This window comes from Pseudoalteromonas sp. Of7M-16, assembly GCF_022347805.1.
GTDB lineage: Bacteria > Pseudomonadota > Gammaproteobacteria > Enterobacterales > Alteromonadaceae > Pseudoalteromonas > Pseudoalteromonas luteoviolacea_F.
On record NZ_JAKRFY010000031.1, the window covers coordinates 59930 to 73304 of the forward strand.

Annotated in this window: 3 protein-coding genes; all 3 read left to right on the plus strand. The window is 48.5% G+C overall.

Annotation, left to right across the window (positions count from 1 at the left end; genetic code table 11):
- The first annotated feature begins 65 nt into the window (after window positions 1-65).
- The gene (locus MHN81_RS24000) at window positions 66-5312 is read left to right on the plus strand and encodes a non-ribosomal peptide synthetase (protein ID WP_239426948.1); all 5247 of its coding nucleotides are present in this window, start codon (window positions 66-68) and stop codon (window positions 5310-5312) included.
- A 2-nt stretch (window positions 5313-5314) separates the two neighbouring features.
- A complete protein-coding gene (locus tag MHN81_RS24005; RefSeq protein WP_023401255.1) occupies window positions 5315-9685 on the plus strand; it encodes a type I polyketide synthase in 4371 nt (1456 codons plus the stop codon).
- Window positions 9686-10020: 335 nt separating this feature from the next.
- On the plus strand, window positions 10021-13375 hold a 3355-nt coding region (locus MHN81_RS24010; protein ID WP_239426953.1), incomplete at its 3' end, for an amino acid adenylation domain-containing protein.

Consider the following 13375-nt stretch of genomic DNA (forward strand, 5'->3'; position numbering starts at 1 on the left):
CAACAGTTCAGCTACCGGTTATTAGTCGATATGCGCACAGCTAGTTATATCTCATGGAGTAAATCATGACCGCCATCACCATCATGGATCATTTAGCGCAACATGCCGCGCATCAGCCGGATAAAACAGCGCTGGTATGTGTTGACAAAAAAGCACACACACCATGGAGCTTTGGAGAGCTATACACACATAGCCTTATGGTTGCGAGCCATATTCAAAAATACGCCAAAGCGGGTGACAGAGCACTGATCTTGATGGATACGGGAATTGAGTATGTGGCGAGCTTTTTAGCTTGTCAGTATCTTGGTGTGACCGCCATACCCAGCTTTCCACCTGAATCGACCAAAGCGCAGCATATTGCGCGCACAGTAGGCATTGCCGAAGACTCAGAAGCCGCAGTGGTACTGACAACCGCGCGTTTTACCACGACTGTAGAGGCGTTGGTGGAACAGGTCAGTGGCAGCAAGATGTTGGTCATTGACGAGGCTTGTGAGCAATCTGAACCGGTAGAGCGTCACCCTGCGCAATCTGACGAAATTGCATTTTTACAGTATACCTCGGGGTCCACGGCCAAACCCAAAGGGGTGATGGTCAGTCATGGCAATTTATTGGCTAATGAGAAAGCCATTGCTGAGGGGATGCAACTCACTGAGCAGGATGTATTGGTAAGCTGGTTGCCTCTTTTTCATGATATGGGCCTAATTGGGGGGCTATTACAGCCCATTTATACTGGCTACAAGTTGATACTTTGCTCACCGCGTTATTTTATGGAGCGTCCAGCACGGTGGTTACAGCTCATTGATCAGTATCAGGCAACCATCAGTGGTGGGCCAGATTTCTCATATCGCTTGTGTATCGAACGCATTAAAGATAAGCAAGTAGCTGATCTTAATCTCAGTAGTTTGCGTGCATTTTTCTCGGGTGCAGAGCCTATTCGTCACGACACGCTGCTCAATTTTGCTGAAAAATATGCCCCGTTGGGCTTTAAGGCCAGTGCTTTGTACCCTTGTTATGGCTTGGCGGAAGGCACGTTATTTGTCACCGGCAGTATTCCCGCTCAAGGTGCGGTTATCACGGCGTTCGACAACCGCGCATTGGCATCGGGCAAAGCCATTTTGCAACACGCACAAGATAGCAGAGATACGCAAGATTACAGCCATCAAGTGAGCTGTGGTGTGGCGGCCAGTGAGCACCAAGTGCGCATCACTTGCCCATCAAGTTACGATGAAGTTACAGAGGGCGGAATTGGTGAAATCTGGGTCAGCGGCCCAAGCATCGCATTAGGTTATTGGCGAAACGAACAGGCCACACAAGAAACGTTTGTAGAGCATGTTGGTAAGCGCTGGTTAAGAACCGGTGACGTGGGTTACTTTTACGCTGGGCAGCTATATATATCAGGCCGTCAAAAAGATTTGATCATCATGAATGGCCACAACGTGTACCCACAAGATATTGAGCGTGCGATAGAAGATGCATTGAGTTTTGTGCGCCAAGGTCGTGTGTCGGCTTTTCCAGTGCCCAGTGAACAAAGTGGCGAGGGTATTGGCATTGCGATTGAAACGGCCAACGTGTATCGCAATGAGGTGCCAGCAGAACAAACAGCGCTGATTGTCAGAGACTTTATCATTGAGCAATTTGGAAACTGCCCTGAGCTGGTATTGCTACTTGACCAAGGAGGGTTGCCAAAAACCTCAAGTGGCAAGTTGCAGCGCAGTGCATGTATGAAGTTGTTGAACGAGGATAAATTGGCAACTTATGGCGCCTTTACGCTTGTAGACTTGCAGCAGTTATCAACTTGCCACGGTGGGGATGATCAACACCAATGGGATGACCTAGCGCGCGGCTTAGCAGACATGTGGCAAAATGTGTTGCGCTACCCAGTTAATCACAATGAGATAGACTTTTTTGCCCTCGGGGGCAGTTCAATAAAAGCGGCTTTATTGTTGGCAAAAGTGCAGGAAGCGTATCATTGCCAAATAGATCCAACCGCCGTTTTCGCAGCGCATAAATTTGGTGATTTTTGCCAATTGGTGCGTGACAGCATCGCCACGGGTGAGCAGCAACATGTTATCCCTGCGCTGGCACAAAGCACCTATCCACTGAGTGCTCAGCAGCAAAGACAATTATTCCTATGGCAGCTAGAACCGCTGAGCAGTGCCTATCATATTGGCGCGAGCTTAACATTACATGGAGACGTAAACGAGGCGCACTTACAAGCAGCAGTTGCTCATGTTTTAGCGCAACAAGGTGTATTGCGCCACGCATATGGAAAGGATGAGCAAGGCCAATGGCAGCAGCAATTAACGCAGCAAACGCTTAATTGGCAGTGCGTTGATCACAGTCAACAGCACGACTCAGCACAAACCAGTGTATGGCGCCAAGCTTTTTACCAGCAGCCATTTGCACTTGAACGTGGTGAAAACTTCAGAGCGGCACTGGTCAAGCAACCAGAAAACCGCTATCAGCTGGTGTTAGTTATGCACCATATTGCCAGTGATGCGTGGAGTTTTGACTTGGTATTGGCTGATATCAGCCGTAATTATCAGTTGCTGTGTGAAGGTAAAGCACTGACAACAGCATCTTCTCAAGTGAATTATGGTGATTTCTCTGCTTGGCAGCAGCAGTGGCTAACAAGCGCTGACGCGCAAAAGCAATTGGCCTATTGGCAAGCGCAATTACAAAGTAACGACGATGAAGAGTTGCTTGTTCCTCAGCACCCAAGGCAAGCGAATGGACCTGCGCCAATGCAAAGCCAAACGGTGCAGCTGTCATATCAAGAAGTTGAAAAGTTACAGGCGCTTGCTCATAGTCACGGCGCGAGCTTGTTCATGTTGTTGCTCAGTAATTTACAGGTATTTTTCTACCGCTATACGGGTAAGCGCAAGCCGCGTATCGGTGTACCGGTTGCCAACCGTCGCTGTTCAGAATTGCACTCCTTGATGGGCTTTTTCATCAATACCTTAGTGCAGCGCAACGAGCTGTCGGCGCAGCAAAGTTTTATTGAGGTGTTGTCTGCAACCAAGGTGCATGCCATCAATGCACAAAAAAATCAGGACTTGCCATTTGAAAAGCTGGTCGAGGTGATAAACCCTGATCGCAGTCTTGGGCAGAATCCACTGTTTCAAGTGATGTTTAATCACCTTGAACAAGATGTGCAACAAGCACTGGATTTACCCGGTGTTGAGGTTGAAAAAGTGGTGGCGCTGCAAGATCAAGCGCAATTTGATCTAAGCATCGATTCACGCCTACTTAATAGCGGTGAGCTCATACTCGAGTTTCAGTACAATGCAGCGCTGTATAACACCGAGTATATGCATGCCGTGACGTCGGCATTTGTTGTGCTATTGAACGAGATCGTGACTGCGCCACAAAACGCAATTGGCAATTTGGCCATTCACTCTCAACAAGCAGCTGCCTTACAGTTGGGTCAAGGCGAAAAAATTAGCTTACCGGATACATCTTGGCTGCAAAATATCAGTGATCTTGCACAGCGAGATCCCACGCGTACCGCAGTGATATTTAATGACCAACACTACAGCTTTGAATGGTTGGAGCATACGTCAAATCGTCTGGCTCATGGCTTAATTGAAAAAGGGTTAGGCATTGAGTCCGTGGTTGGGGTAATGCAAAGCCGTAAGCCATTGATGCTGGCGAGCACCTTAGCCTGCTTGAAAGCGGGTGCCGCGTATTTGCCACTGGATAAACAATTCCCAGCAGATAAATTACAGCACATGCTCAATGACAGTGGCTGCCAAGCTATTATCAGTGACGAAGTTCAATTGGCGGTTGCTTTTGAAGGCGCATTGTTATCACCGCAAACTCTCTTGAGTGAGCAGCACCAACACATATCACTCCCTGAGGTTGAGCATCATGCAAATCAAACCGCTTATTTAAATTATACCTCGGGCTCAACAGGTAAGGCGAAAGGTGTGGCTATCGAACTGGGTGCACTTGCGCACTATATCGAGTCAGCTAAGCGCTTTATTAACTTGCAAGCGAATGATGTGGTATTGCAATTTGCCACGGCAAACTTTGATGCATTTGTCGAACAGTTATTCCCAACTTGGGCTGTGGGCGGTGCGGTATTGCTGCGTGGAGATGCGCTTTGGGATGCCGATACCCTGTACCAACAAGCACAAAAACACGATGTCGCTGTGATGGATTTAAGTGCTGCTTATTGGCGTAGCATCAGCGCGAGTTGGGCACGCAAAGCACAGCAGGCCGCGTTGGACTTGCCAAAACTACGTCAAGTTCACTCTGGGGGTGAAGCCATGTCTGTTGCGGGGATCCAAGATTGGCAAAACACCGGCTTGTCTCATGTGCGGTTATTAAACACTTATGGGCCGACAGAAATCGTGGTAGAGGCAGCGATCCACCCCTGCCAAGACTTTACTGCGCGTGAGGGTCAATCAGTGCCGCTAGGCCATGCTTTGGCGGGGCGTAAACTTTACGTATTGGATGACAACCTCGAAGTTGTTTCCAATGGGCAAGTAGGTCAGTTGTATGTTGGCGGCGATATTTTAGCGCGCGGTTATTGGGCGCAGCCAGAGATGACGGCTACGCGCTTTATTGCAGATCCTTTCTGTGATGAGGGCGCACGTATGTATGCCACAGGTGATTTAGTCAGTTGGCAAGGCAATGACTTGATGTATCACGGTCGTAATGACCATCAGGTGAAAGTACGTGGCTTTAGAGTAGAGCTGGGCGAAATTGAACAGCACCTAAGCCAGTTGCCTGAGGTGGAAATGGCAGTCGTAGTCACTGAACAGCAAGCCCATGGCCTAGGATTGATAGCTTATATTCAAAGCGCCAAATTCGCAGATGACACATTCGCTGACAAGCTAAAACGAGCATTAAGTGAGCGCTTGCCAACCTACATGGTGCCGGGCGACATCATAGTGTTAGAAAAACTTCCAGTTAACGCCAGTGGCAAACTGGAACGTCAGCAGTTACCAAAAGTAGCGCGAGCCGCACAGCAGGTCGAGCTTGCCCAGAATGGAACCGAGCAGCTCATCGCGGATATTTGGCAAAAGCACCTTAAAACTGAAGATATCGACAGGCATGCCAACTTCTTTGATGTTGGCGGTCACTCGCTGCTGTTGATGGCCGTGTATGAAGAGTTGAAGCTTCAATACCCTAACTTACAAATGACGGAGCTGTTTGCCCATCCGAGCATAGCCAGTTTGGCCGTGTTACTCGGTGGTGCACAATCAAAATCAGCCCCAGTTACAACGAATAAACCAACTGGCGCGAAACAAAAACGCGGCATGGGCGCGATTGCAGCGCGTAAAAGAAAAGCAAGAGAATCATAACAATGTCAGAAAGTAATTATAGTGAACTAGATATTGCCATCGTCGGTATGGCAGGCAGCTTCCCAGATGCACAAAACGTCGATGCGCTGTGGGAAAATGTGCGTGACGGGCACTGTGCAGTGCAAGATTTAGACGACGAGACACTGCGAGCGGCGGGCGTAAGCGAGGAAGATCTAGCACATCCTGATTATGTAAAACGCGGTATTCCATTTTCTGGCATGGCGCAATTTGATGCCGCATTTTTTGGTTATACGCCAAAGGAAGCGGCACAGCTTGATCCACAGCAACGGGTATTTTTGCAAACCTGTTGGCATGCGTTGGAGCATGCGGGTATTACTACTGGGAGCAGTAACTTCACTGGTGTGTTTGCCGGTTGTGGTGTCCCTGCGTACTTGTTACAGAACTTACTCGGGGATAGCCAACAAGACATCACCAGCTTGTTAGCGCTGACCAATGGCAATGATAAAGACTCTTTGGCAACTCGAGTGAGTTACGAACTGGACCTAACGGGCCCGGCTGTTACAGTGCAAACCGCGTGTTCAACGTCTTTAGTCGCGGTACATATGGCATGTCGCTCACTGCAAAACTATGAGTGTGATTCGGCACTTGCAGGTGGTGTTTGGCTCAATTTAAATCATCAACAAGGCTATCATGCCCCTGCGGGTGGCAGCTTATCACCATCTGGGCAGCTGAGCGCATTTGGTGAACACGCCGATGGGATCCTAATTGGTAGTGGCAGCGCGGCCGTTGTACTTAAGCGCGTTGAAGATGCGATTGAGCAAGGTGACAATATACTTGCGGTGATCAAAGGATCAGCTATTAACAATGACGGTAAAGAAAAAGTAGGCTATACCGCACCAAGTGTGACAGGCCAAGCTGGCGCCATTGAAGCGGCGCTCGAATTTGCTGATATTGAGCCAAGCTCGGTTGGCTATATTGAAACCCATGGCACAGGTACAACCTTAGGCGACCCCATCGAAATTGCCGCATTGAGCCGCGCTTATGGCCAGTGTGACAAGCAGCAAATCGCAATCGGTTCAATCAAAGCCAATATCGGCCACTTGGATTCGGCTGCGGGGGTTACTGGGCTTATCAAAGCAGTACAAGCACTGCGTCACAAAACGCTACCTCCGAGTTTGCACTGCGAGCCTCTCAACAGCAAGATTGACTTTGCTGACAGTCCGTTTTACGTCAATACCCAATTGCAGCCATGGCACAGTGACTCGGTACGCCGAGCGGCGGTCAGCTCACTGGGGATGGGTGGAACCAATGCGCATGTCATTTTAGAAGAATACAATGCACCTGCGGCTTCTTACAATCAAACAACGCCATGGCATATCTTACCGCTCTCTGGTAATACGCAATCATCCCTTGAAGCACAGCGACAAGCCTTAGCGATTAAACTTCAACAAAGTTCAGATAACTTAGCGCTGATCGCAGCACAATTGCAGCATAATCGTACAGTACACCCGGTTCGTCATGCGGTGGTTGCCGACAGTGCAGAGCAGGCACAGCAGTTATTGATGCGCGATATTCACGGTGACAAAACCAGCGCGGTTCAGGTAGCGTTGATGTTCTCAGGTCAAGGTTCACAATATGTCACGATGGCCCAGCCGCTGTTAAAACATGTTCCAGAATTCAAACTTCAGTTTGACGCAGTTGTCGCATTATTTGATGCGGGTTTACAAGATGAGCTACGCCGTGTCTTTACCCCAAATGATGATGAGGTGCTAGCAGCTAATCAGTTACTTGGGCAAACCCGTGTGACGCAACCTGCATTATTTGTCGTGGCCTATGCGATGGCTAAGTGTTATCAAGTGCACGGCATCCATATTGAGGCTATGTTGGGACACAGTGTTGGCGAGTATGTGGCAGCGTGTTTGAGCGAAGTGATGAGTTTGGAAACAGCTGTGAAGCTAGTGACAGCCCGTGGTGAAGCGCTGCAAAAAATGGCGCCCGGTGCGATGCTTTCAGTGATGAGTGATGCGCCAAGTTTGCAACCCTATTTAAATGCTCAGTTAGATATTGCAGCTTGCAATAGTCCGAGTAATACGGTTGTAGCGGGCAGCAAAGAAGCCATAAAAGCTTTGCAAAGTGAGCTAAAATCCGCTGATATCAGCGTGACGCGACTCCATGTGTCCCATGCTTTCCACAGTCACCTCACTGAGCCTGTGTTGGAAGAGTTTTCTGAGGTGCTAAAACAGGTGCAATTAAATGCCCCACAAACACCATTTGTTTCAAATGTCACTGGCACTTGGATCACACCAGAGCAAGCTACATCGCCTCAGTATTGGCTTGATCATATTCGCCAAGCGGTGAATTTTGTCGATGGCGTGAAAACCCTAGCCGCACAATGTAATGTGCTGATCGAAGCTGGCCCGGGAGATACCCTGCAAAAGTTGGCTGCACAATCAGTGAATGATGATGTCACGGTCTTAAATTCGATTGCTCATGCGCGAGATTTAAAAGCGCCAGTGCCTCCCTTTGTGAAAACGCTGGCAAAATTGTGGCAATTGGGCGTCGAGGTCAACTGGTCACAAGTTTCTGCACATCCACACAATACAGAAATCGCCTTTCCAGCATACCAGTTTGATACAACAGAGTACTGGGTTGATGCAAAAACCAATACGGCATCTGCCGTACCTGTCAGCACCAGTACTGGGCCTGAGCTGTTAGCACCAATTTGGCAGCAACAACTTAATTCTGCCGCATTGGCCCCGAACTTAGAGGGCGAAAAAGTGGTGATGATTGCCACTGACGCGCCACTGTGTTCACAGATAAGTGCAGCGCTGGCTGGCTCTGGTGCAGCAGTGACTGTGGTGTGGCAAGGCGAGTCATTCAGTGCCCTTGAGCAGGGGCAATACCGTGTAAATTGCCAAGACCAAAGTCAGTTGAATGAGTTGCATGAGCAACTTGGCGGCTTCGATCGCATAGTGGATTGCCGTTTGTTAGACGCGCAAAACTGTGGTTATCAACTTCTTCTACCTCTTGCTAAGTGGTTATTGGGCCAAGGCACAATGCACTGGACTGTGGTTGCGAGTGAGTTATTCAGTGTGCTGGGAGAAGAAACTGTATCTGCAGACAAGGCAACTGCACTGGGTATCACACGAGTGATAGGCATGGAACAGGCTGCCATTCGTTGTCAGTTGCGAGAGGTGTCGGTTGCACAGCGTGATGCGACACAATCAAATATTGCAATGCAGCTGGTTGAGGATTTGGGCAATGACGCGACGGAAGTTGCGTACCGTGGGCGCCAGCGCTTTATTCTGACCGAGCAAGTAGTGCCGAAAGTGGATGCTTTGGTAAACTCAGTATCGACGCCAGTGACCTTTATCACTGGTGGATTGGGCGGGGTTGGTCTGGTATTGGCTAACCTATTGGCGGCCCAAGGCCACGCTGTTATCTTGCAAACTCGCGGTGAATTTCCTGCAAGTGAGCGTTGGTCTGAACTATTGAATGGCGATGACGTCGATGACAAACTGGCGAACCAGATCCGTGCTTTACAATCACTTAAAGCCAATGGTGCGCGTGTCGCTGTCGTTACGGCGGATGTACTTGATATTGCCAGTTTAAATGTCGCAATTAGCCACGCAGAGCAGTCTCTTGGTCGTATCACTCAAGTGATCCACGCCGCTGGACTGCCTGGAGGTGGGATGCTTGCTCAAGTAACCGCAGAGCAGGCTGCACAAAGTATGGCTGCGAAAACTCGCGGTACTGATAATTTGTTAGCCGCGTTTAAAGCGCACACTCTTGAACGCATGATTTTGTGTTCATCACTGGCGTCAGTACTTGGCGCTATGGGTCAAAGTGACTATTGTGCAGCCAATAGTTACCTCGATGCGGTCGCGATGCAGTCACATCCTTTCTTAGTGCAGTCGATTAACTGGGATGCGTGGGCAAATATTGGTATGGCAGCAGGACACAGTGTCGGTGAAGACTTTGGTATTAATGAGGCTGCAGCGCAAATTTTACTAGCGGGTATTGCGCAATCGCAAGCGTCGCAATTGTATGCGGCAAGTTTATCGTGGCAAGCGCGTGCAGATAAAGTTGCAGAACTAACGGAAAAGTTAATGCAAGCAACCACCTCAGTACCGAAAGGCCACAAACGCCCTGACTTAGATACGGAGTTTGAAGCACCAGAAAGCGAGTTAGAGTTGCAACTAGCCGCGATATGGGGGGAGTTTTTAGGGTTTGATGAAATCGGTATTTTTGACAACTTATTTGAGTTAGGAGGCGATTCTCTTATCGCCATTCAAATGTTGGCGAAGGTCAAACAGCAGTTTGCGGTAGAAATCGAGCCGGCCACCTTTTTTGAAGATCCCAATTTAGACAATCTCACCTTCCTGATCGAAGAGCAGTTGCTCCAAGAGTAAGCGAGTATTCGCAGCACATAGGACACTTTTTTGGAGGCCTTTTTGGCCTCCTGCTTTATTTTTTTCCTTTCCCAACGTCTAGCTGGCATCAAGAGCTATTTTACCAACACATCAAAGCAAAATTCGATGTAACTACCACAGCCATAAATTCAAACTCATCAGCCTAAAAAGACAGCTTGTCTGTTTTTTGCCGCTGCATGTGGTTGTGAATGCGAGTAGGTATTTGGCCAAAACATATTGCAATACGGTTGAGTTAGAGCGCAGTGAGCCGCTCAACTTTGAGCGAAAAATTCAAATTAGCAGTGCACAATAATAGATAGTCAGGTGGGATCAGCATGAGCGAGCAAAAGCGCAGAAGAAGACGCGAGCGCGGTGGCGCATTAACTGAAGAGCAGCAACTAAAATTAAAAGCCAAGTTGGCAGACAGTCAGGCCAGAGCACAACAAAACCAGTTAGAGATCCGCCAAGACAGAGCTGCAAAGGTCCCGTTAACGCCGGCTCAACAGAGATTGTGGACTGCGTGGCAGTTAGACCCAGAAGACAGCGTGTACAACTTAGCTGGTACACTGACTTTCCAAGGGCAATTAAATAAAGCTTGGGTACAAGCTGGATTTACCCACTTGGTTGCAAAACACGGTATCTTGAATAGCCGATTTAGTGTTGAGCACGACGCCACAGTACAGCAGCTACAAAGCGAGAGCGCGTTTACCTTTGTTGATGTACCTAGCCAATCGGATAGTGCACAGCAAGCATTCGAAATTGCCGATCAACCTTTTGATTTGACTGCTGAGCCACTACTGCGAGTTGCACTATTAGAGTCACAAGGGGAGTGTACCTTACTCGTTGTTATGCATCATATTGTGACTGATGGTACATCAATGCAGCAGCTGTTTAATGAATTTATTCAAGCCTATGCTTTGTTGCAAAACCACCAAAGTTTACCTGAGGTTGAATCCAAAGCCGATTATTTAGATTATGCCTTATGGCTCGCCAAGCAGGATCAAACTGAACTGCTGGAAAAGCAGCTAGCTGGTTGGCAAGCGGCGCTTGGCGATGACTTTGAACCTTTAAGGTTGCCCGCAAATAGTCTCGCAAGACAAGGTGGCAACTATCCGATCACGACACAGTCTCTAGCGTTGCCAACGGCGCTTTGGCAGCAAGTGCAAGCGCTCACCAAACAACACCAAGTGACGCCTTATTTGGTCTTGCTCAGTGCATTTCAATACTTGTTGCACCGCTATAGTGACCAAAGTGATGTTAAAGTTGGGGTGCCAATTGCCAACCGTCACCATGCACAAACACATGGATTAATTGGTTTTTTTATCAATACTCAAGTGGTGAGATTGGAAGTTGATCCGCAAGATAACTTTGCAACGTTACTGGAAAAAGCCAAGTCATTTTCACAATTTGCACAAGCAAATCAGGATTTGCCATTTGAACATTTGTTGGATGCTATCAAGCCGCCGCGTAGTACCGGCAGTCACCCATTATTTCAGGTCATGTTCAACTACTTAAAGCGTGATAAAGGTGCTATGGATGCACTGCAAGGGGTCTCGCTCAAAGATACCCAAGCGCTGCGTTTTTCGATGCCGTTTGACTTGCAATTGGATGTGATCGAGGAAGTGACAGGCGCAACCACCTTGCACCTGTATTACGCCAACACCTTATACAGCGAAGCGTTTGCTAAGCATTGTTTGGATGAACTTGCAGCCTTGCTCTTGGCGGTATCAAACCACCCGAGCGCTCCACTGCAATACTTAGACTGGTATCCACAACATAGACAGCAATGTTTAGAGTCTTTTTCCGAAGGTGCTTCGGCTTTTCCTTGGCAGCACTCAATCCCTGACATCATTAGCGAGCAAGCGCAAAAAACGCCTCAGCACAGTGCTTTGATCTTCGCTGGCGAACATCTTAGTTACGCCAAATTTGAACAATATACCAATCAGTTGGCAAACTGGTTAATTGCTCAAGGTGTTGGTCGGGAAGATCAAATTGGGGTGTACTTTGACCGTAGTTTCGAAATGGTCATCGCCTTGATTGGGGTGATGAAAAGTGGCGCAGCTTATGTGCCCCTAGATCCTAATTTACCTGCCGACCGCGTTGACTATATTGCCCAAAATAGCACCTTTAAACTGGTACTGGGAAATCGGGACGGTGCGCAGTTTAATGTACCCTATTTTAATTGGTCTGAACTTGCAAAAACGTTGACATCTCAAGAGGGGGCATACCCGAGTGTGACCATTTTACCTGAACAAGCCGCTTACGTTATTTATACTTCTGGCTCGACTGGTAAACCAAAAGGCGTGATCAACAATCATCACGCTCTATACAACCGTATCAGCTGGCAAGATCAAGCTTATCCAATCGGCAGGGAAGATCGCGTATTACAAAAAACACCTTATGGATTTGATGTGTCTGTGTGGGAGTTTTTCTGGCCATTAATGCGCGGCGCCACCCTCGTCGTAGCGGAGCCTGAAATACATAAAGAACCCCGCGAATTGGCATTGCTTATCCAAGCTCAGCAAGTGACTCTGTTGCACTTTGTTCCCTCAATGTTACAGGCCTTTATCAGCGAACCAAAGGCCTCACACTGCGACAGCATTCGCCACATTATTTGTAGTGGTGAAGCATTGCCCGCAGCACTGCAGGCAGATGCATTAAAGCTATTGCCTGACCTTGAAATTCACAATTTATATGGTCCGACTGAAGCTGCTATCGATGTCAGTTATTACGAATGTGACGGCCGTGCCGATAAAGCTGTACCGATTGGCAAGCCGATCGCAGGGTGTGAACTTTGGGTGCTTGACCAGCAACTAAACTTAAGCCCGATCGGTGCTGTTGGTGAATTGTATATAGGCGGTATCGGTTTGGCACGAGGCTATGCAAACCGTCCAGATCTCAGCGCTGAGCGCTTTGTTGCCAATCCATTTGCGACAGATGGCAGTCGTTTGTATCGCAGTGGTGACTTAGTGCGTTGGAGTGAGCAGGGCGAGCTTGAATATCTAGGGCGAACCGATCATCAGGTTAAGATCCGTGGTCTGCGTATTGAGCTGGGGGAAATAGAAACCCAGCTGTTTGCACAGCCTGGTGTTAAAGAAGCGGTTGTGGTTGCTATCGAGGGTCCAAATGGTGGTGCCCGTTTGGCAGCCTATGTCAGTGGTGAGTCACTGGATGACAGCCAATTACAACAAGGCTTGAGTGACGCACTCCCAGATTACATGGTGCCAAGTAGCATTATGGTCATGGAGTCTCTACCACTGAGCAGCAATGGTAAGGTTGACCGAAAAGCGTTGCCTGAGCCGACACTGCAAACACAAACAGCCTATCAGGCACCACAAGGTGAGCGCGAGGAATTGTTGTGTCAAACTTGGCAGCAGGTGCTTGGACACAGCCCCATTGGTCGTGATGACAACTTCTTTGCACTGGGCGGTGATTCCATTCTCAGCCTACAAATCGTTGCTGCGATGCGCCAGCATGGTTTTGCTTTGAGTGCCAAGCAAGTCTTTGAGGCACCGACGATAGCGCAATTGGCCATCGAGCTAAGTGAACTCAGTGACGAAGATAAAATCCCGCAAGTAGTCAGTGGTGCAGCACCTCTGTTACCCATTCAACAGGCCTACTTTGCAAGACAGCCAAGCAATGTGAATCACTGGAACCAAGCGATCCGTTTAACACCGCCGGCACCAATTA

Excerpts from the sequence above, each read along its gene's own strand:
- MHN81_RS24000 (WP_239426948.1), top strand. The coding sequence starts at position 66 with ATGACCGCCATCACCATCATGGATCATTTAGCGCAACATGCCGCGCAT.
- MHN81_RS24005 (WP_023401255.1), top strand. The coding sequence starts at position 5,315 with ATGTCAGAAAGTAATTATAGTGAACTAGATATTGCCATCGTCGGTATG.